Below are 20,579 nucleotides of genomic sequence, written 5' to 3'. Positions count from 1 at the left end.
CCCGCGACTCAGGGGTCCTCGAACGGCGCCGGCCTGGCCGGGAACGCGCCGCTCGCCCGCGCGCACGCGCACGCGCACGCTCACGCCCACCACGGTCGCCTCCCGGGCGGAGAGGCAGAACGCTCACCGGCACGGGGTGCTCTCCTGGATGCAACATCCTCGTTCCCTCCAGGAACCCGCGCTTGCCACGCTAAGTTCCTGCCGGTCCCGATAGCGAGCCCGGAGAGGCGGACAGGCAATGGAGCGTACGGAGTTACTGCCCCCCACGGATGTGTGGCTGCTGGTACGGGAGCTTCCCGTACCGCTGCAAGGCGCGACGCAGCGGCTGTCGGACGCCCTCGCGGCGCTCCACGGACCGAAGTTCGCGGTCTGGCACACCAACGAGTTCGTGTTCGGCGTCCAGCAGGGCCGGTTGTTCCTGCGGACCCTCGGCGGCGCGGAGGTCCCCGCCCCGAAGGTCGTCCTCGTACGCCAGACCCCCGGCTCCATGCACTACGACCGCGAGGTGACCCTGCTACGGCACCTGGAACGCATGGGGGCCACCCTCGTCAACCCGCTGGCGGCGCATCTCCGCTGCCGCAACAAGGTATGGCAGATGCAGGAGTTGGCCCTGGCCGGGCTTCCGGTGCCCGACACCCTCTCGTACGGAACGGCGCCGCTGGAAGGCGTGGTCCGCACCACCGGCCTCGACACCCCGTGCGTGGTCAAGTCGGTCACCGGCCACAAGGGCAAGCAGGTGTTCCTCGCCCCCGACACCCACCTGCTGCGGGGCGTCGCGGGCGCCCTGGCGCAGGAGACCCCGCATCTCTTCCAGGAGTACGTGTCCCACTCGCACGGCCGGGACCTGCGCCTGATCGTGGTCGACGGCGAGACCGTGGGCGCCGCCGTGCGGACCTCCCGCAACGGCGGCCTCGCCTCGAACATCGGCCAGGGCGGCTCGGCCACCGCGTGCCTCGGCGCATACCCGGAGGCGGAGGCGCTGGCCGTACGGGCGGCCGGGGCGATGGGGCTCGCCATCGCCGGGGTGGACCTCCTCTTCGCCTCCGAGGACACCTTCACCGTCTGCGAGGTCAACGCCGTGCCCGGCTGGCGCCCGGAGATGACGGAGGTCGCGCCCGCCATCACCGCCTGCGTCGACCGCCACCTGAAGGCGGCCGACAAGGCCTGAGAGGGCTGAGGGAGCTGAAGGGCCTGAGGGAGCCGTGGGGGATGTGGAGGCCGGGGAGGAGCCGGAGCGAGGTGCCCGACGACGCGGCTTCGGTCGCCGCCGAGACGGAAGGGGGACCGTGTGGAGTGGCGACGAGCAACCCGCCTTCGCCCGCGCGCGAAGGAGAATGACGTGAAAACTCTCACGCCGCGCCTCTCAACACCCTATTTTCACAGGGTAGTTCGTCATGGAGGCGTAAATGTCGGAGACCAGCCCACCCCCCGTTCCCCCGGCCCCCGAGCCCGGCGGGCCACTGGAGGTATGGGGCCAGATCCTTTCGGCCGCGTCCGAAACTCTCTCCAGCATCGCCGAGGGCCTGAAGGTCGAGCCGGTGTTGCTCGCCGGATTCGCGACCACGTTCCTCATCTGGCTGTCGGGCCTCGCGTTCGGCGGGACCTTCCTCGTCGTCGTGTCCTTGCTGTTGGGTGCGTACCTGCTTTCCCTGGTGGCGCTCTTCGTGCTGCGCCGCACCGGCAACCCGCGTCCCGGACGGGCTCCGGACGACCGGCGGGTGCGCGTGCGGCGGTCGCGACGGGTGGACGTGCCCCAGTTCGGCACCTGGCGGGGGAACTCGCGGGTGGACGTGCACCGCAGCGAGGACGTGAGCATCGGCGGAGATCCGGTCCGGGCCGCCGCCCCCGCTGCGCCACCCGCGCCGCCCGCGGCAGCCGTGTCGCCCGCGTCGCAGGACGGCGCGCCGGCCGAGCCGCAGCGGGCCACCTCCCGCAAGCCGTATACGCCCACGCTCGCCCGTGCCCGGGACACCGTGCTGAGCGCCGCACGGGCCGGTGGTGTGGGAAGCGGTGTGCGCTTCGACGTCGTCGCCGACAGCGGCTGCGGCAAGACCCTGCTGTTGGAGGAGATCGCCGCCGGGCTGAAGGAGGACGGGCGCCTCGTCCTGTTCGTCACGGCCGGCGCCCCCCAGTACGGGGAGGGCGGGGCCTCGGAGTCCAACGGGCGGGAGATGGCGGAGTACGCCGCCTGCCGCCAGATCATCGACGCGGTCGCCGCCGACGTACACCGGGCGTACGCCCCGGACGGTGGCGCGGCTCCCCTTCTCGACCCCACGGAAGGGCGGGAGTTGGAGGCCGCGATCCTTGCGACACGGGACGTCTGGCACTCGGGGGAACCGTCGGCCGGGGCGAATGTCGCCATCGAGATCAGCCACTCCAGCGGCGTGAGCGTCGGCCGCATCGGGGAGGCGGTCGCGGGAGCGCTCCCCCGCGAGCCTGTGCTGTCCCGGCTCGCCGAGATGCAGCTGCGGCTGACGCGGGTGCTGGACGAGGCCGCCCGGTCCCGTCCGACGGCCCTGCTCGTGGACGATGTGCACACCTCGGCGGGAACGCCCGTCGAGCACTGGCTGATGGCCGTGCTGCGGGGGATGTCCACCGCCGTGGTCGTCCACGCGGGACGCCCTGTGTCCGGCGGACGTGAGCGTCTGTCGCAGCCCGGAGTGCGGCGACTCGGACTGGGTCTGCTGCCCCACGACGAGACCACCGCCTTCGTGAAGGACCGTCTGGCCGAGGCCGGATGGCGACGGGCCGAGTCCGCCTCGGCGGCCGACGAGATCGCCGTACTCACCCGGGGGCACCCGATCGGTGTGGCGACCTGCAGCGCCATCGTCCGCGACTCCCTGCCTCCGAACGCATCGGCGGACGAGGTCCGCTCGCTGTTGCTCGGTGGCACCGGGCACTGGGACGACGACGGCGCCTTCGAGGCGGTACGCACCTACGTCGACGACTTCGCCGCACGCGTCGTGGGGCGCGCGGTCCCGCTCTTCGACCTGCTCGTGGTGCTCCGCCGCTGCACCGCCACCATCCTCACCGCCGTCCTCCACGAGACCGAGGGAGTCACCGAGAGGCAGGCGTCCCAGCTCTACGACTGGCTGACACGCTGTACCTTCGTCACCCCCTTCGACGACGACGAGAACGAGGGATGGCGGCTGCACGACTATCTGCGCGAGAACCTCGACCGGCGGTTCCGGCGCACCCGGCCGACGGCCAACGCCGAGCTGCACGCTTCGGTGGAACGCCACTACCGGGCCAGGATGAACTTCGACGAGGAGCTCGAAGAGCAGTCGGTCATGGCGCTCGGCGCACGCTTCGAGGACGCGGAATGGCAGCGCGACTCCCAGGAGTGGCTGCACCACGCCGCCCATCTGCCCCGCGAGGCGTTCGACGGCAGCAAGCGAGCCATGATCCGGCTGTTCCTGGAAGCGTTCTTCTGGTGGGACATGGAGGTGCCTTCCAGCTACTGCGACCAGCTCGTGGCCGCGTATCAGGCACTCCCCGACGACCGCGACCTGCGCTGGGTGACGTGGCTGGACCAGTTGCGCACCAGCTACGTCGCCGGGCGCCTCAACCAGGTACCCGGCCGGGACACGGAGCGGTGGGAGCGGGCGGGAGCGGCTCTGGACGCCGTCGCGGAGTACCTGGGGCTCCGGCGCGGGCACGTCCCCGCCGATCCCGATCTGCGGCGCGTCTACATCGTCCTCTGCCTGTTGCAGGCCGAGGCGGTCTGGTACGCGGGGAACGAAACGCACGCGGACCGGGCCCGTGCGGTGGCCTGGTACCGGGCGAGCGGCGCCGCCTGCACGGACGAGAACGAGTTGTGGATGGGGAACTGGGCGGCCTACGGCGAGGGCATGGTCTGGGCCACCGCTGAACCGCCCCGCGCCCGCATGCTCCTCGACGGCCTCGAAGAGCGGATCGCGGAGGCGGAGGACCACGAACTGCCGGTCTGGCTCGCCGAACTGTTCGCCGACATCGCCTGGGCCGAGAACGATCCCCGGCGGTCCTTCGACGCTCACGCACGGGCCGCCCTGCACGGCTTCGTCTACCACGTACGCCAGGAGACGTACGGGCAGTACCCCAACCGCTACTCCGACTCGCTCTACCGCAGCGTCCTCATCGGCATGGAACGGCGCGAACACCACGCCCTGCGGGCCGGGCTCACCGAGGAGGTGGCCGCCGCGAAGGCGAGGAGCCGGACCCTCTTCGCACCGTACTGGCGGCACATCGGCGAGGACCCCGGAGACACCTTCGGTCTGCCGGTCCCACCGAGCGCCGAGGATCTCGGGACCGATCTCACTGACTTCGCCCGGACAGCGAAATGGGTGATCCGGAACATGGAGGACGAGCTGACGAAATCCGTGGAGGAGCCCCTGCCCGGGCCCACGGCGCCCTGACCCGCCCGCGGATGACACGCGCGGCCCGAAGGATCAACCCTGCCCGCCCGTGCGCCTCCGTCTGCCAGGCTGTGCCCTGGTGCCGGCGGGTATGCGTCCGGGGCGCCCGGTCAGTACTCGGTACGCCGCACCGCGGTCCCGCCCCACCGCGGGTGACGCCGCGGGCGGCGCAGGAAGGGACAGACGAACATGCAGGTGACCGACATCGGGCTGGACAGTCCGCTGCTGGACGTGGTGTACGACGAACTCCTCGTCCCCAACTTCCCGGCTCACGAACTCGTCACCCGCGAGGAGCTGCGGGCCGGTCTGAAATCGGGGACGCAGTGGATCTCGGCCGTCGTCCGCGACGGCCGCCCCGACGGTGCCGCGATCGCCGAGTGGTCACCGGCCGGCGGGGTGGTGCTGCTCTCGTACATGGCGGTGCGCCGGGACCTGAGGTCCTCGGGCATCGGCGGCGCCCTGATGGGCGAGATCCGCACCGGCTGGCAGGCCCGCGCCCACCCGCTGCTGACCCTCGCCGAGGTCGAACACCCCGCCGCACACCGTCCGGACGGGGAGCACGGCGATCAGACCGCCCGTCTGCGCTTCTACGCGCGCCACGGCGCCCGTGTGCTGGACGTGCCCTACTTCCAGCCCTCCCTGCGTCCCGGCGCCGGCCGGGTACCCGGCATGGTGCTCGCGCTGCTCGCCACCGCCCCGGAGCTCGCGGACGCGGCGGACCGTACGGCGGTCGTGCCGTCCGAGCCGGTCCGGGTGTACATGACGGAGTACTTCGAGGAGACCGAGGGCTCCGTACCCGACGACCCGGCGACCACCGCCCTGTTCGCCGCGATGCCGCCCGCCGGCATCCCCCTGCTGCCCATCGACGACATCGCGGCCCTGCCGTGCACGACGGACGTGTGACCGGAGGCTTTCGTCCAGGGACGAACCCTGCTTTCGCACGAGCGCCCCGGCTCCGTGGCGGAGCCGGGGCGGTGGGTCGTGGGTCGTCGGCCGTGGTCGCGGCCCCTCAGTCCTGGGGGCGGTTGCGGCAGAGGCAGAACGGGTGTCCGGCCGGATCGGTGTAGACCTGCCAGCCGTACCCTGATTCGCCGACGAAGCTCTTCACGAAGGTCGCGCCCAGTTCGACCACCCGCTGGTGCTCGGGCTCGAACTCGTCCACCTCGAAGTCGAGGTGGAACTGCTGCGGGTGCTCCTGGCCCGGCCAGACGGGCGGCTGGTAGGTCTCCACCCGCTGGAACGACAGCTCGATCCCGTCGTTGCGCAGGTTGACCCAGTCCTTCTGGCTTCCCTCCGTGTTGATCTCCCAGCCCAGCACCTTGGCGTAGAACTCGGCCAGCTTCCAGGGGTCGGGGCAGTCGAGGATGACGTCGGTGAACTTCAGCATCGGAGCATCATAGGCCGCACCGGCGGATACCCGTGATGAACAAATGAGCGCGTTCCGGGGGTGGTTCGGTAGTGGTTCCGTGACGTTCCGATGAGCGGTCCGGTGAGCCGTCCGGTGGCCGCTCCGGTGCCCGACCGCGCAGTCGGCCCGGAGCGGTGACCGCGCTCCACGGGAGGGTGGTGCGGGGGCGTTTCCGGGGCAGAAGCCCGTTCTCCGGGAATACCGGCCACCGGCTCGCGAATCGCGCCGGCCGTGCCAGAGAGAGAGGTCCACCGTGGAGTGGAAGCTGGACGAGGAGTTCGGGACGCCCGGCGGGACGATCCGGTGGAACCGCTTCGGCAGCGGGGACCCCGTCGTACTGGTGCACGGCACCCCGTACTCCTCGTACCTCTGGCGGGACATCGCGCCGGCGCTCGCCCGCACCCGTACGGTCTACGTCTTCGACCACCTCGGCTTCGGCCGGTCGGACCAGCGCGAGGGCCAGGACCTCGGCCTCGCGGCCCACGCGCGGAACTTCGCCGCCCTCCTCGACCACTGGGGGCTGGACGGCCCCAGCGTCGTCGCGCACGACATCGGCGGCGCCGTGGCCCTGCGGACGCTGCTGCTGGAGAAGCGGGACTACCGGGACCTGACCCTCTTCGACGCGGTGAGCGGGGGCGACTGGGAGCGGGGGCTCTTCCGGCTCATCCTGGAGCAGGCGGACGTCTTCGGCCGGCTCCCGGAGTACGCGCACGAGGCCCTGGTAGCCGCCCATCTGCGCCACGCCACGCACGTCGGCTTCCGGCCGGGCGTCCTCGACGCGCACCTCGCCCCGTGGCGGGGAGCCGAGGGGCAGGCCGCGTTCTACCGGCAGTACCGCCAGATCCGGCAGGCGGACACCGCCGCGTACGAGGGACTGCTGGGCGACATCTCGATCCCGGTACGGATCGTCTGGGGACGCGAGGACCGCATCCTTCCCCCGGAGTACGCGCGATGGCTGCACGAGCACGTCCCGCACGCCGAACTGCACTGGATCGAGGGCGCGGGCCACCTCCTCCAGGAAGACGCACCGGGGCAGCTCATGGCCCACCTCACCGCCGGGTTCCCGCAGGGGGTGTGAGGCGGGGGGTGTGAGGCGGGGGGGGTGTGAGGCCGGCGGCTCAGGCCGCCGACGGGGCTCAGCCGAGCGCGGGGTCGTTGAGGTCCAGCGTCAGCAGGCTGCGCCAGATACGCGCCCGGACCCTCCGCGTGCAGCTCCACGCCGGTGTCGTCCGGGCGGTAGAGGCCGTCGCGGGACGGCACGTTGCCCGCTCTCCAGAGCTCTTCGATCTTCCCCGACGACGCGCCGACGGCGCGCCTCCGACGAGGGCCCCGTGGGATGGAGCCTGATCAGGCTTGCCCCTCGGCACCCGGTACGGAAGTGGGGGCCCTTCGTCCGAGATCCACGGTCGACGAAGGCCCCACTCCGCGCGGTGTGGAGTCCACCCCGCCTCAGAAGGAGGGGCAGACGCTCAGAGGGAGCCGAACCCGCCGCCCTTGACGCCCGCCACGAAGGAGGCGAACGCGTCGGCGGGGACCGACAGGACGGGGCCGTGCGGGTTCTTCGAGTCGCGGACGGGGACCACGCCCGTCGCGGACGCGTGGGCCGGTGCCCACTCGACGCAGGTACCGCCGTTGCCGCTGTAGGAGGACTTGGACCAGAGGAGGCAAGCTTCGGTCATCACGCGGTGCCCTTTCGTACCTCATCGATCATGGCCACGGAGGCCGCCTGCGAGAGCGCCTCGGCCTGCAACAGATGGTAGGCCCTCACCAGCGGGAGGACAGAAGTCATCTCCCTGTCCAAGTGTCCTTGCGTTTGAGATTCAGCGTAGGACATGACCGAACGGTCCGGCATGGTCAGCAGGTTGAGCAGGTGATTGAACGGCCGGCTCTCGCCCATGGCGTACGGAGCCACCTGAAGGACGGTGTTCGCCTGCTCCGCGAAATCGGCCAGGTGCGCCAACTGACGGTCCATGACGCCGCTTCCCCCGATGGCGCGCCGGATGCAGCTCTCGTCCAGGACCGCGATCACGATGGGCGGGACGCTCCGCACCAGGGCAGCCTGCTGCTGGGCGAGGAAGTCGACTCGCTCGGCGGCCTGTTCAGCGGTGATCATGCCCCGTCTGACGGCGCTCGCCTCTATGGCCGCGGCGTACTCCTCCGTCTGGAGCAGCCCGGGGATCACTCCAACCTCGAACAACCGGATCTCCGCCGCGCGGGCTTCATGCCTCAGGTACTCGGGATAGCCCTCCAGCAGGCTGCCGTTCCGGAGCTCCCCCCATGCCCGGTCGAACGACTCGGCCGTCCCGGCGAGGCCGAACGCCAGGTCCAGGCTCCGCGAAAAGCGGAGAGTCGGCGGCTTGCGGCCGGTTTCCACGGCGGAGACGTGTCGGCCCGAATAGCCGACCCGGTCGGCGAGTTCATCCTGCGTCCAGCCACGCGCCTCGCGTGCGCTGCGTAAGCGCCCGGTCGCCCCGGCGGAGCGGCTGCCGGGTGGCCACGGGGCGCCATCGGCCCGAGACCACCCGCCGGGCCTCACTCCGAGGTCATGCCGAGGTCGTGGCGCATCCCCTCGCGGAGGGCGACCAGGCGTTCCCACAGCTCTTCGATCTGCTCGCCCAGGGCGTCGAGGCCGTCTCCCGGTTCCGGCAGGCCGGTGTCCAGGCGTACGGCGTGGCGGTGGATCTTCTGAAGGGCTCCGTTGACCCGGCCGACCAGGCCATGGACCTCGTCGGAGGCGATGATGTTCGCCTCCGCGTGCTGAGCGACGTAGGCCCGCCAGCTCTCCTGGAGTGCGTCTCGGCGCGAGGAGTCCAGCCGCCCCGCACGCCGCAGGTCGATCACGCAGGCCGCCAGGGTGTCCCTGACCGTCCGCGCCGCCGCGTTGAACCTGACGTAGGCGGCCTGGCGTTCGGCGAGGAGGCGGTCCGCCCGGGCCCGCGTGAGGTCCTCCTGACGGTGGCGCTCGAGTCGCTCCTGCTCCCGCTGGTGGACCCGCTGCGCGTGGCGCTGTGCGAGCAGGGCCGACACGAGCGAGACGGCACCACCGATCACGGCTGCCGCCAGAGTCAGCGTCGCCGCCCCCATGTGCCGCCCCCTTCCCCGTGCCCCGGCCCGCACGGTAACCGAGCCACCGCGTCCCGCACAGGGCGCACGTCACAACAGGCGCACGTCACGGCGGGCCGTCTCACGGCGGGCGCACGTCACGGCAGCACCCGGCAGAGGGCGTCCAGGGTCCCCTTCCAGGCGCTGTCGGGCGGGGAGCCGTAACTGATGACCAGTGCGTCGCGCTCCCGTTCGGCGTCGGGGTGGCGGAAGTAGGAGAGGCCTTCCAGGGCCAGTCCCTGGAAGGCGGCGGCGGAGATCACCGAGCGTTCGGTGCCTTCGGGGAGTTCGAGGACGGCGTGCAGTCCGGCCGCGATGCCGCTGATCCGGATGTCCGGGGCGCGTTCGGCGAGGGCGGCGACGAGCTGGTCGCGGCGGCGCCGGTAGCGCAGTCGCATCGCGCGCACGTGGCGGTCGTACGCGCCCGAGGCGATGAACTCCGCGAGCACGAGCTGCTCCAGCGAGCCGGTGGTCCAGTCGGAGAACCCCTTGGCGGCGGCCACCTCCTCGACCATGCCGGCGGGCGGCACCATCCAGCCCAACCGCAGCCCGGGGGCGAGGGACTTGCTCGCGGTGCCGATGTAGACGACCCGGTCGGGGTCGAGCCCCTGAAGACTGCCGACCGGCTGGCGGTCGTACCGGAACTCGCCGTCGTAGTCGTCCTCGACGATCACCCCGCCCGTCGCGCGCGCCCAGTCGACGGCCGCCGTCCGGCGGTCCGGGTCCAGCGGGACGCCGGTCGGGAACTGGTGGGCGGGTGTCATCAGTACGGCACCGACTCCACGCATGCCCGCCAGATCGTCCGTCATCGCGCCCTGTTCGTCGAGCGGGAGGCAGGGGGTGCGCAGTCCGGCGTCGGCGAGGACGCCCCGGTGGAAATCGAGTCCGTACGACTCGACGGCGATCTCGCGCACCCGCCGCCTCCTCAACACGCCGCCCATCAGACGCAGTCCGTGGATGAAGCCCGAGCAGACCACCACCCGCTCCGGGTCCGCGTACACCCCGCGCGCCCGGCCGAGGTACTCCGCGAGGGCGGTGCGCAGCTCGATGCGACCGCGCGGATCTCCGTACCCGAAGGCCTCGTTGGGGGCTCCGGTGAGCGCGCGGCGGGAGGCGCGGAGCCAGGCGGTACGCGGGAAGGAGGCCAGGTCCGGCTGGCCCGGCATCAGGCTGTACGTGGGCAGGCGGCGGGCGGGCAGGGTCCTGCGCGCGGCCGGGGTCCTGTCGCGCGGCTCCGACCGCCGGGCGACCCGGGTCCCCGAGCCCTGGCGGGCGGTGAGCCACCCCTCGGCGACCAGCTCCGCGTACGCGTCCGCCACCGTGTTCCGGGCGATCCCGAGGTCCGCGGCGAGCGCCCGGGAGGACGGCAGCCGGGCGCCGGGGTTCAGCCTCCCCGTGCGTACGGCGTCCCGCAGCGCCTCCATCAGCCCGTCGCGCAGGCCCCCGGCGTGCGGTTCGAGGTGCAGGTCGGCCCCGAAAGTGGCCCAGGAATCCGTCATGGAAATGGACCATAGCCGGGCGCCACCCGGACCGTAGCGTGGTGGGCATGACGACACCGACCCACACCCACGCCACCTCCGAGTTCGCTCCCGAGCACACCCCGCGCCTCAACTGGGCGGAGCTCGCCCCCGACGTCTACAAGGCCATGGTCCGGCTGGACGCGGCGGCCCGTAAGGGGCTCGACCCGGTCGTCGGCGAGCTGGTGAAGATCCGCTCCTCGCAGCTCAACCACTGCGCGTTCTGCCTGGACATGCACACCAAGGACGCCCTCGCCCAGGGCGAGACCGTCCAGCGGATCGTGCAGCTGAGCGCGTGGGAGGAGTCGAAGCACTTCTACACGGAGAAGGAGATCGCGGCGATCGAGCTGACCGAGGCGATCACCGTGGTGACCGACGGGTTCGTGCCGGACGAGGTCTGGGAGAAGGCCGCCGAGCACTTCGACGAGACCGAGCTGGCCCACCTGGTCGCCGCGATCAACGTGATCAACGGCTGGAACCGCTTCGCCGTGAGCACCCGCATGGTCCCGGGCCACTACACCCCGGGCGCCCACTGACCCACCCGCACACCCGCGGCACACCCGCGGCACACCCACGGCGCACCCGCCCGCGCACCCACCCGCGTGCCCGCCCGGCCGACCCGGCCCGGCGGGCACGCGGCGGTCAGAGCTCCGAGCCCTCCGGTTCGAAGCCGGCCAGCGCCTGGGCGAGGATCTCCTCGTGGAGCGGCCACGCCGTGTCGGGTGCGGCGACCAGCAGGGCGTACAGCCTGCCGTCCGACGCGGTGAACACCCGGTCGACCACCTGGCGGCGGGTGCCGGTGGCCTCGTGGTCGTACGCGTAGACCAGCTCGGCGGCGTCGCTGCCGTCCGGGGTGTCCACCGGTTCGACGCTGATCTCCTGGAATCCGGGGCTGGCGCTGCGGCTCTCGGAGGCGGCGTGCACCGCGTCCATGGCGCTGGTGACCCCGGTGACCTGCCAGACCTGGAGCAGCGAGGTGCCGTCGTCGGAGGTGTAGTAGACGCCGTGGTCGTCCTCGGTGCGGTGCTGCCACTCCTCGGGCACGAAGACGGTGAAGCCGCTCTGGTCCGAGACGGTCGCGTACCCGGGTTCGGGCGTCGGCGTGGCGGTCTCCCCGTCCGTGGGGGCCGGGCCCTCACCGGTCGGCTCGGCGGCGGACTCCTCACCGGTGCTCTGCCCGCCGGCCACGTCCACCGGGGAGACGGACTCGGAGGCCGACGCCCCCCGGGCCGTCGGCCGGTGGTCGTCGTCCTTGGCGAGGGTGAACCAGAGGGCGGCCGTGCACGCGGCGAGCACACCGACGGTGAGTCCGGCGGTCAGCGGGGTGAACCGCTGCCACACGGTGCCGACGCCTTCCTCCCGTACACCGTCCCCGGGCTCGGTCTCGCCGACGAACCCGCCGACGAAGAGACCGCCCGTCCCGCCGCCGGAGCCGTCGCGGGTCCCGCCGCCGGAGCCGGGACCGAACCCGTCCGTCCCGCCGCCCTCGCCGGGACCGGGCCCGCCCGCGAAACCGCCCCGCCCGTCCGGTCCGTGGACGTATCCGCCGGGTGCGGCGTCCGGTGTGCCGTCGGGCGGCGGCGGTACGTACGGCCCGGGCGGGGTCGCCGGGCGGGCCGGGGCCACCGGCGGGGAGGCGGGGAGCGGGGGCAGTACGGCCGGGGGTGGCTGGTCGCCCGTCTCCCACCTCTGTGTCTCGTCGTTCCAGCGCGGTGCGCCGCGGCCCGTCATCGGTCAGCCTCCCAGCAGGGCCGAGAGCTCATGGCCGACCGCGACGCCCGATGCCAGGGTGGCCACGAAGGAGCCGGCCGCGTCCATGGCTTCGCGGAGACGGGCGAGCCGTCCGGGCGCGGCGGCGCCGTCCGTCTCGATCTCCTCGGCCACCGCGGCGAGTTCGGAGTCGAGTGCCCCGGTGGCGTCGGTGGTGACGAAGCGGGCGAGGTCGGCACGCAGCTCCCGTACGGTACGCAGCAGTTCGGCGTACTCGTCGGAGACCGGCGCCGAACCCTGGTTCAGCGTGACCCTGTTGTGGTCGCCGATGGCGAGCGGGCTGCCCGTCACGGAACCGATGTACACGCCGGGCGGGGGCTTCTGCTGTCCGTCCGTGCTTCCCATGGTGATGTCCCTCCGGTGGTGCTGGGTCACTGGTCTCTCGGGGCCGTGCCGGGGCCGAAGGGCGACGACGGCGGGGACGAGGGCCCCGCGCCCGGACCCCGCTGTGGCGGAGTGCCCGAGGAGCCCCGGGGGCCCGAGGGTCCGGGAGTGCCGGAGGTGCCGCCGCCGCGCCGCTCCGCGCGCAGCCGGTTGCTGGTGACGGTGTTGTTGTCGCCGACACCGATGGCGCTGTCGGTCGCGGACTCGATGAAGACTCCGCCGGCGCCGATGTGCACGATCTTCTGCTCGAACTCGTCGGTCTGCCACCCCGCTTCGCGCAGCGCGAGGCGCACCCCTCCGGTCACCCGGTCCTCGATGCTCTTGAGGTACCGGTCGATGTCCATGTCCTGGAAGAGCGTGGCCCGGGTGTCCGAGGCCAGCTCCCGGACCGACAGGGCGGGCCCCTCGGGGAGCGCGCCGCCATGGCCTTCGGTGAGCTGCTTCCCGCTGCCCACCCCGCCCCTGCCGAGGGTGATCAACGAGTCCATCAGGGAGGCCGGCACCCGGGTGACCGCCCAGTACGCCTTGCCGAACCAGTTGTTGTTGCGGTGCTGGTGGGCGATCTGGTCCAGCTCCCGGAAGAGCGGCAGCAGCGGCTTCAGGATGTGCGGGGCGACCTCCAGCATCAGCATCCCGCCCTGGGTGTGGACCCGGACGAAGACGGTGACCACGACCTCCTCGCCCCAGCCGCCGACCCTGATCCGCAGGAAGTGCCTGCGGCTCTCGCCGCCCTCCTCCACGGCGGCCAGCCGGTGCGTCTCGAACCCCTCCGGCCCGTACGGCGCGTCCTGGCGCCTCGGCAGCCCCCGTACGGGAAGGAACACGCACTCGTCCACCTGGAGTTCGCGCAGTCGGTCGCGCACGGCGGCGGCGGCCTGCGGCGAGCCGTGCGGGGACGGCACCCGGAGCCCTTCGAGCAGGGGCACGATCCGGCGGAGGATCGCCGCGTTGTCGATGGGCTCGGCCTTGGCGTCGGTGCGCGGCCGGAGTTCGACGGAGAGGTTCCAGGCGCGGCGGGTGTCCCCGCTCCCGCAGAACGGATCGTCCTCGTTGTACATGATCAGCGGGGAGCTCTGCTCCACGCGGATGCGGTCGCGGAGCCACCGGAACCGCCCGCCCGCGTGCCGTTCGGCCGGGTCGGCGGAGAGGTCGGCGAAGCGCTGCGGGGAGAGCTCGGCGCCCATCACCCGGGAGAACTGGCCGCGTTGGAGGCCCACCAGGACGGCGAGTCCGGCGAAGGCCAGCAGGCAGAGCCAGGGCACCGAGGTGGGCATCCCGTCGGAGAGCCCGCCCACGAGGGACGGGCCCAGGGCGAACACGCCGGGGAGGCTGTCGAGGAAGCCGTCGCCCGAGTCGTAGGTGCCGTAGCCGTCGTAGGAGCCGTAGGAGTCGTACGAGTCGCCGCTGTCGAGGAATCCGACGGTGCCGCCCAGCACCGTCACGAGGACGGTGAGCACGAACAGGCCCAGGATGAAGCGGGCGTACCAGCGGATGATCAGGGCCGGTACGACCCGGTAGAAGGGCGGTTCGGCGTCGGCGCCCCGGATCAGCCGCGCGACACCGAGCCAGAAGGACGCACCGGCGAGGATCGCGAAGAAGCTCTGGGTGACGAAGACGGCCAGCACCCAGAACGCCACCATGCCCGCGGCCCACTGGAGTTGGGTCTTACGGGCCCATAGGGCATGGGCCAGCACGCGGGCCGCGTCGAAGCCCGCGGAGGGGGCGACGATCCGGTTCTCCCGGACGTACAGGTGGTCGATCACCGCGTCCCGGAAGCCCTCGTGGTGGTGGACTCCGGCGCAGAGCAGCCGGCACGCCTCGCTGCCCGCGGGATGAACGGGCGGCCTGCCACCCGGTTCGTCCCCGCCGTGCGGTTCCTGCGGCGGCACGGAGGTTACGGTCACCGGCACCCTTTCGGAAGAGCAACCCGGCTCGTTCGCACAGGAGTTGCATGGGAAAGGACGCCAATGTAGCGGGCGGCGGGGCGACAACGCGAGGCGATTGCGCGCCAGGGGCGGCGCCGCGCACGCAACCTTCACGCCGCGCGCCGCGTTCCCCTCCCTCCGGCATGCGCCGGGAGGCGCCCGCACACGCCGGAGCGCCCGCACGGCTGGTGCCGTACGGGCGCTCCGGGTGACGGACCGGTCGGGCTGCGGGCAGCCCCCGGGATCAGATCAGGCCGAGCTCGCGGACCGCGTCGCGCTCCTCGACGAGCTCCGCGACCGACGCGTCGATGCGCGCGCGGGAGAACTCGTTGATGTCCAGGCCCTGGACGATCTCGTACGAGCCGTCCTTCGTGGTGACCGGGAAGGAGGAGATGATGCCCTCGGGGACGCCGTAGGAGCCGTCCGACGGGATACCCATCGACGTCCAGTTGCCCTCGGCGGTGCCGTTGACCCAGGTGTACACGTGGTCGATGGCGGCGTTGGCGGCCGAGGCGGCGGAGGACGCGCCCCGGGCCTCGATGATCGCCGCGCCGCGCTTGGCGACGGTCGGGATGAAGGTGTCGGCCAGCCACGCCTGGTCGTCGACGACCTCGGCGGCGTTCTTGCCGGCGATCTCCGCGTGGAAGATGTCCGGGTACTGGGTGGCCGAGTGGTTGCCCCAGATCGTCAGCTTCTTGATGTCGGAGACGGCGGCACCGGTCTTGGCGGCCAGCTGCGAGATCGCGCGGTTGTGGTCGAGGCGGGTCATCGCGGTGAAGCGCTCGGCCGGGATGTCCGGGGCGGCGGCTTGCGCGATGAGCGCGTTGGTGTTGGCCGGGTTGCCGACGACGAGGACCTTGATGTCGTCCGCGGCGTTGTCGTTGATGGCCTTGCCCTGGGGCTTGAAGATGCCGCCGTTGGCGGAGAGCAGGTCACCGCGCTCCATGCCCTTGGTGCGCGGGCGGGCGCCGACGAGCAGCGCGACGTTGGCGCCGTTGAACGCGGCGTTGGCGTCGTCCGTGATCTCGATGCCGCGCAGCAGCGGGAAGGCGCAGTCGTCGAGCTCCATCGCGGTGCCCTCGGCGGCCTTGAGGCCCTGCGGGATCTCCAGGAGACGCAGGTTGACCGGCACGTCCGGGCCGAGCAGGTGGCCGGAGGCGATGCGGAAGAGCAGCGCGTAGCCGATCTGGCCGGCCGCGCCGGTCACGGTGACATTCACGGGAGTGCGGGTCATGGCGATCTCCGTTAGACAGCTGGCGGTGGGGGCTCACGGCCCCTGGAGCTGGACATCTCCTGAATCTTGATGTGAAGAGATATCCGTCGGTCAGGCTATCCGACCCGGGCCGCGCCGACCGCCCGCCCCCCTGTGTCACGGCCCACAGACTCCCCGTGCCGTCGGGCCGCCGGCCGGCTCCGCACCGCGCGGGCCGGGAGCGGGCCGGTGGCCCGTGCGAGGCGCCCGCACGGCGGTCACGGAGCGGTCGCACGGCGGTGGCAGAGCGGTCACACGGTGCCGGAATGGTCACTTCCGTGCCACAGGCCAAGGCCCTTCCTTGCCCCGTCTGGTCGTGTCCATGACTCTTGGAGCGGGCCGCGGACGACGCTCGCGCAGCCGTCCGCCGGGGCCGCACCGCCCCGCCGCGCCCGCCCCGGGTGTCCGTCCCTGTCGGGGGAAGGGACGGACACCCCACGGGCACGCTCCTGCGGCATCACGTGGGGCGGCCTCGCGGGGCGTCACGCCGGCCGGCTCACGGCCCGTCAGCGGATCGTGAAGTGGACCGCGTCCTCCAGCACCGGGATGTCCAGCCACGGCTTCGGCTGCGCCATCAGCGCGAGCAGCACGATCAGTGTGCCCATCACCCCGTACGTGACCAGGTCGGTGAACCGGGACCGTACGGCCAGCATGCCCACCGAAGGGACCATCCAGCGCAGTACGGCCCCGACGAGCAGGGCCACACCGATCAGCAGGGACCCGATCCGGAACGCCTCGGCGAACGGGTCGGTGGCCACGAGCAGCAGCCCCAGGGCCGCCGTCACGAGCACCGTGAGCAGCGGCCACTGACGGGCCGGGGCGGGGGCGTCGCCCGACGCCGCCCGGCCGCCGCCCTCGGGGCGGGCGGTGTCGCGGGTCAGCGAGAACCGCCAGGACCGCTGGGGCGCCTCCGTCCCCGTATCCGTCTCCGTCTCCGAGGAGGCGTCCCGCGGCTCCGTGGAGGCGTCCCGCGGCTCCACGGAAGCGTCCCGCGGCTCCACGGAAGCGTCCCGCGGCTCCGCGCCCTCGGCGGGCTCGGCGGGCTCGGCGGTGGACGCCGCAGCGGGCTCGGCAGCCGGTTTCCCGGTGGGTCCTCCGGCCGGTTCACCGCCTCCCGCGTCGCTGCGGGCGGGGTCGGCCGGGCTGGTAGCAGCAGCCATCGGTTTCCTTCCGGGCGCTGGTCGGTTGCGTCGGGATCAGCCGGCTGCCTGGGCGTCCGCCTCGGCGGCGTCGCGCTCGGCGGCCTCGACGACGTTGACCAGCAGCTGCGCGCGGGTCATCGGGCCTACGCCGCCCGGGTTCGGGGAGATCCAGTCGGCGACCTCGGCCACGCCCGGGTGGACGTCTCCGACGATCTTGCCGTTCTCGTCGCGGCTCACGCCGACGTCGAGCACGGCGGCACCCGGCTTCACGTCCTCGGGCTTGATGATGTGGGCCACCCCGGCGGCGGCGACGATGATGTCGGCCTCCTTGAGGTGGGAGGAGAGGTCGCGGGTACCGGTGTGGCACTGGGTGACCGTGGCGTTCTCGGACTTGCGCGTCAGCAGCAGCGGGATCGGGCGGCCGATCGTCACACCGCGGCCGACCACCACGACGTGCTTCCCGCCGATCTCCACGCCGTGGTGGCGGAGCAGCTGGACGACGCCCTGCGGGGTGCAGGGCAGCGGGCCGGCCTCGCCCAGGACGAGACGGCCGAGGTTCATGGGGTGCAGCCCGTCGGCGTCCTTGGCCGGGTCCATCAGCTCCAGCACGCGGTTGGTGTCGATGCCCTTGGGCAGCGGGAGCTGGACGATGTAACCGGTGCACTCCGGATTGGCGTTGAGCTCGCGTACGACGTCCTCGATCTCCTCCTGGGTGGCGGTGTCGGGGAGTTCGCGCTGGATCGAGCCGATGCCGACCTGCGCGCAGTCGCGGTGCTTGCCGTTGACGTACCACCGGCTGCCCGGGTCGTCCCCGACGAGCAGGGTGCCGAGGCCGGGCGTGACGCCCCGCTCCTTGAGAGCCGCCACGCGGACGGTCAGTTCGGACTTGATCGCGGCTGCGGTGGCCTTGCCATCGAGAATCTGGGCAGTCATGCCCCCATCCTCGCGGATGAACCCTCCCGCGGACCAATTCGGGTCCTGCGGTGGCCGGCACGCGTTGCACTTGCGCAACACCTGCCGTCCCGCTCTAGACAAAGTGATGATCCGCTTATAACGATGAGCAGGCAGTGCCGCGGTGGTTTGGGGGGGCGGACCGCTGATGCATGGCCTCCTTCTTCCGTCGCAGCGACGTCCCTTGCGCACAGGTTGAAGGAAACACCCCATGAGCTTCGGCGAACCGACCAACCCCTACGGGCAGCAGCCCGGCCAGAACCAGCCGGGTCAGCCCGGTCAGCCCGGCTACGGCTACCCGCAGCAGCCCCCGCAGGGTGTCCCGCCGCAGGGCGGACCGCAGGGTTACGGCTACCCGCAGCAGCCGGGCCAGCCCTACGGCGTCCCCCCGCAGCAGCCCCCGTACGGCTACGCGCCGCAGCCCGGCTACGGCCCCGGCAGCGGTGGCCCCGAACTGGCCAACTGGGGCTGGCGGTTCCTCGCCACCCTCGTCGACGGCCTGGTCATCCTGGTGCCGTACATCCTCATCATCATCGGTGGCGCGATGTCGAGCGGTGACTCGAGCGCCCTCGGCGGACTCCTGAGCATCGTCGGACTCCTCGGCGTGCTCGGCGTGATCATCTGGATGCTGATCCAGGAAGGTTCCACGGGCGCGACCATCGGCAAGCGGGCCGTCGGCATCAAGGTCCTGCGCGAGGCGGACGGCCGCCCGCTCGGCTTCGGTATGGCCTTCGTGCGGCGCATCGCCCACGCGCTCGACTCGTTCGCCTGCTACCTCGGGTGGCTGTGGCCGCTCTGGGACTCGAAGAAGCAGACGTTCGCGGACAAGGTCTGCTCGACGGTCGTCGTCAAGGCGAAGTAGTCGCGGCAGTACCGGCCCCGGCCTCTCGGCCGCGGTGATCGTCACGGTCCGGAGGCCGTGCCCGCACTCGTGGGCACGGCCTCCGCGCGTTCCCCGTGGAACGTCCGGACCACGGGACCTCGGGCAGCCCCGGGACTCAGCCGGTCGCGAGGGCAGGGGCCGGCGAGGTCCGTTCCACCACGACGATGCTCCCGGTGCGCAGCTTGAGCCGGTACTTCGCCTCCGGGTGCAGCTGTTCCGCGTACGCCGCCGGGTCCTGGATGGAGCGGGCCCAGCCGGCGTTGCCGTCGAAAGCGACGATGTCGGGGGCGGTGCCGGGGGCGCCGCCGATCCAGTAGACGGTCCGGTCGGCGGTGAGGTGCGCCATCAGGGTGATGTCGGTCTCGACGCGCACGCCCGCCGGGATCGCCGCCATCGCCTCGCGCGCCGCGTACGTCCCGGCGTCGGCGCGGTAGGTCTCCGGGCGCAGCAGCTCGCGCAGCGGCAGGTGCTGGGTCGTCGCGAAGGCGATGCCCACGGCCACCGGGACGACGACGCCCGCGAAGGAGGCGAGCCAGGGCCTCGGGGACGTACGGCTGCGGCGGATGCCGTCCGCCATGGCGAGGAAGACGATCGGCATGAGGACGGCGCTGTAGTGCCAGACCATGCCCCAGTGGTTCTCGTCCCGGGAGAGCAGCCGCCAGCCGAGCGTGGGCAGCACGAGCAGCACCAGCGGTGAACGGAGCGCCATGAAGGCGGTGATGCCGAAGAGGAAGACCAGCATCTCGATCTTCACCGGGGAGTTGAACGCGCCGAGGACCACGTCGAGCGTGGAGACGTGCTGTTGGCCGTCGGTGTCGATCTTCTTCCAGTAGTCGTACGATCCCGCGCTGCTGGCCGCCGGTATGAGGACGAAGACGGTGAGCACGAAGGCGCAGACGCCGGTGACGGCGAGCAGCGTGCCCTGGAACCGCTGCCCGAGGACGAAGAGGACGAGCCCGACGGCGGCCACCGTGATACCGAGGTCCTCCTTGACCAGGACCAGCGGCAGGGCCCAGAGGACGGCGGCCGTCCAGCGTTCGGTCAGCAGCGCCCGGCAGACGAGGGCGATCAACGGGACGGCGAGGGCGATCTCGTGGAAGTCGGACTTCACGGCCTCCTGGAGCCCCCAGGAGAGCCCGTAGGCGACCGTGACCCAGGGGCCGTAGCGCCCACCGAGGACCTGCTGGACGGTGCGTCCCACGATGACCGCGGAGAGCGCGAAGAGGGCGGCCTGCGCCAGCAGCAGGGCGACGGCGGACGGCCAGATCCAGTAGACCGGGACGAGCAGCGCCACCGCCGGGGAGAAGTGGTCCCCGAGGATCAGGTAGCCGGGGCCCTTGATGTCGACGATCGGCGCGTGGAACCCGGCGTACGCCCGTACCTCCTGCTCGAAGATGCCGAGGTCCCAGGAGGGCGAGTCGAAGCGGGCGTACTGGAGGTAGGAGTAGAGGAAGTACAGGGCGCAGAGGACCGCGCCGATGAGCAGGTACGGGCGCACCGGAACGCGGCCGGGTCGCGCCTCCCGAGCGGGTGCCTCGGCGGCGGGTGCCTGGGCGGCGGTTGCCTCGGCGGCCGGTGCGGCAGGCGTCGGCTCGTCCGGCGTGGGCTCGTCCGGCGTGGGCTCGTCCGGCGTGGGCTCGTCCGGCGTCGGCTCGCCGGGCGTGGGCTCGTCCGGCGTCGCTTCGGGATCGGCGTCCGCGCCGCGTGCCTGCTGCGCCGGGACGGCCCAGCTGCTTCCGGTACGGCCCCGCTCGTCGCCGCCCGGACCGAGCGCGGCTTTCCCCATCCGCAATGCATTCACCCACCGGTTCGCTTCGAGTCGTGCACGCGCACGCCGGGATCGCGCGGCCC

18 protein-coding genes are annotated in these 20,579 nt (G+C 72.2%); 6 read left to right on the top strand and 12 right to left on the bottom strand.

All coding sequences use genetic code 11. The features are described 5' to 3' along the window. Positions 1-238: 238 nt before the first annotated feature. The 3 genes from ACFZAX_RS09210 (at position 239) to ACFZAX_RS09200 (ending at position 5,297) form a co-directional block, all read left to right on the top strand. On the top strand, positions 239-1,168 hold the full coding sequence (locus ACFZAX_RS09210; protein WP_390960341.1) for a RimK family alpha-L-glutamate ligase: 930 nt from the start codon (positions 239-241) through the stop codon (positions 1,166-1,168). A 238-nt stretch (positions 1,169-1,406) separates the two neighbouring features. Continuing rightward, a complete protein-coding gene (locus ACFZAX_RS09205) occupies positions 1,407-4,394 on the top strand; it encodes a hypothetical protein (RefSeq protein ID WP_390960340.1) in 2,988 nt (995 codons plus the stop codon). 189 nt (positions 4,395-4,583) lie between these two features. Beyond that, positions 4,584-5,297, top strand: a complete 714-nt coding sequence (locus ACFZAX_RS09200) for a GNAT family N-acetyltransferase (protein WP_390960339.1) — start codon at positions 4,584-4,586, stop codon at positions 5,295-5,297. A 106-nt stretch (positions 5,298-5,403) separates the two neighbouring features. Here ACFZAX_RS09200 and ACFZAX_RS09195 read toward each other — a convergent pair whose 3' ends face one another. Next, positions 5,404-5,781: a VOC family protein gene (locus tag ACFZAX_RS09195; RefSeq protein ID WP_390960338.1), complete on the bottom strand. Its 378-nt coding sequence runs from the start codon at positions 5,779-5,781 to the stop codon at positions 5,404-5,406. Positions 5,782-6,055: 274 nt separating this feature from the next. Between ACFZAX_RS09195 and ACFZAX_RS09190 the strand changes: the two genes are divergently transcribed. Then, complete coding sequence (locus ACFZAX_RS09190) at positions 6,056-6,880, top strand: alpha/beta fold hydrolase (protein ID WP_390960337.1); 825 nt, start codon at positions 6,056-6,058, stop codon at positions 6,878-6,880. Positions 6,881-7,271: 391 nt separating this feature from the next. On the opposite strand, the gene ACFZAX_RS09185 is transcribed toward ACFZAX_RS09190, so the two are convergent. The 4 genes from ACFZAX_RS09185 to ACFZAX_RS09170 all read right to left on the bottom strand — a co-directional run bounded on the left by ACFZAX_RS09185 (position 7,272) and on the right by ACFZAX_RS09170 (position 10,403). Then, a complete protein-coding gene (locus ACFZAX_RS09185; RefSeq protein WP_390960336.1) occupies positions 7,272-7,481 on the bottom strand; it encodes a DUF397 domain-containing protein in 210 nt (69 codons plus the stop codon). Next, on the bottom strand, positions 7,481-8,338 hold the full coding sequence (locus tag ACFZAX_RS09180; protein WP_390960335.1) for a Scr1 family TA system antitoxin-like transcriptional regulator: 858 nt from the start codon (positions 8,336-8,338) through the stop codon (positions 7,481-7,483). The genes ACFZAX_RS09185 and ACFZAX_RS09180 overlap by 1 nt, the downstream gene beginning before the upstream one ends. After that, positions 8,335-8,886 (bottom strand): hypothetical protein, encoded by a 552-nt coding sequence (locus tag ACFZAX_RS09175; protein ID WP_390960334.1) that lies wholly within the window; start codon positions 8,884-8,886, stop codon positions 8,335-8,337. Before ACFZAX_RS09175 ends, ACFZAX_RS09180 begins: the two co-directional genes overlap by 4 nt. A 116-nt stretch (positions 8,887-9,002) precedes the next feature. After that, positions 9,003-10,403 carry an aminotransferase class I/II-fold pyridoxal phosphate-dependent enzyme gene (locus tag ACFZAX_RS09170; protein WP_390960333.1) on the bottom strand — a complete coding sequence of 467 codons (1,401 nt, stop codon included), beginning with the start codon at positions 10,401-10,403 and terminating at the stop codon, positions 9,003-9,005. Between the two features lie 47 nt (positions 10,404-10,450). Here ACFZAX_RS09170 and ACFZAX_RS09165 point away from each other — a divergent pair, with 47 nt between their 5' ends. Continuing rightward, entirely contained in the window at positions 10,451-10,957 is a 507-nt protein-coding gene (locus ACFZAX_RS09165) for a carboxymuconolactone decarboxylase family protein (protein ID WP_390960332.1), read from the top strand. A 106-nt stretch (positions 10,958-11,063) separates the two neighbouring features. Here ACFZAX_RS09165 and ACFZAX_RS09160 read toward each other — a convergent pair whose 3' ends face one another. From ACFZAX_RS09160 to ACFZAX_RS09135, 6 genes are all read right to left on the bottom strand, one after another. Further along, positions 11,064-12,152: a serine/arginine repetitive matrix protein 2 gene (locus tag ACFZAX_RS09160; RefSeq protein ID WP_390960331.1), complete on the bottom strand. Its 1,089-nt coding sequence runs from the start codon at positions 12,150-12,152 to the stop codon at positions 11,064-11,066. A gap of 3 nt (positions 12,153-12,155) precedes the next feature. Further along, positions 12,156-12,536 (bottom strand): hypothetical protein, encoded by a 381-nt coding sequence (locus ACFZAX_RS09155; RefSeq protein WP_390960330.1) that lies wholly within the window; start codon positions 12,534-12,536, stop codon positions 12,156-12,158. Between the two features lie 26 nt (positions 12,537-12,562). Then, positions 12,563-14,479, bottom strand: a complete 1,917-nt coding sequence (locus ACFZAX_RS09150) for a hypothetical protein (protein WP_390960329.1) — start codon at positions 14,477-14,479, stop codon at positions 12,563-12,565. A gap of 265 nt (positions 14,480-14,744) precedes the next feature. Further along, positions 14,745-15,734: a malate dehydrogenase gene (locus tag ACFZAX_RS09145; RefSeq protein ID WP_390960328.1), complete on the bottom strand. Its 990-nt coding sequence runs from the start codon at positions 15,732-15,734 to the stop codon at positions 14,745-14,747. Between the two features lie 524 nt (positions 15,735-16,258). Continuing rightward, positions 16,259-16,912 (bottom strand): DUF3017 domain-containing protein, encoded by a 654-nt coding sequence (locus ACFZAX_RS09140; RefSeq protein WP_390960327.1) that lies wholly within the window; start codon positions 16,910-16,912, stop codon positions 16,259-16,261. 36 nt (positions 16,913-16,948) lie between these two features. Then, positions 16,949-17,827 (bottom strand): bifunctional methylenetetrahydrofolate dehydrogenase/methenyltetrahydrofolate cyclohydrolase, encoded by an 879-nt coding sequence (locus tag ACFZAX_RS09135; RefSeq protein ID WP_390960326.1) that lies wholly within the window; start codon positions 17,825-17,827, stop codon positions 16,949-16,951. A 229-nt stretch (positions 17,828-18,056) separates the two neighbouring features. Between ACFZAX_RS09135 and ACFZAX_RS09130 the strand changes: the two genes are divergently transcribed. Then, on the top strand, positions 18,057-18,707 hold the full coding sequence (locus ACFZAX_RS09130; RefSeq protein ID WP_390960325.1) for an RDD family protein: 651 nt from the start codon (positions 18,057-18,059) through the stop codon (positions 18,705-18,707). A gap of 136 nt (positions 18,708-18,843) precedes the next feature. Here the strand turns inward: ACFZAX_RS09130 and ACFZAX_RS09125 are convergent, their stop codons facing one another. After that, on the bottom strand, positions 18,844-20,514 hold the full coding sequence (locus ACFZAX_RS09125; protein ID WP_390960324.1) for a DUF2079 domain-containing protein: 1,671 nt from the start codon (positions 20,512-20,514) through the stop codon (positions 18,844-18,846). Positions 20,515-20,579: the final 65 nt, after the last annotated feature.

Origin of the sequence: Streptomyces sp. NPDC008125 (assembly GCF_042957125.1) — a bacterium.
Classification (GTDB): domain Bacteria; phylum Actinomycetota; class Actinomycetes; order Streptomycetales; family Streptomycetaceae; genus Streptomyces.
The sequence above is the reverse complement of the archived record's forward strand: the minus strand, read 5'-3'. Positions and strand labels throughout refer to the sequence as shown.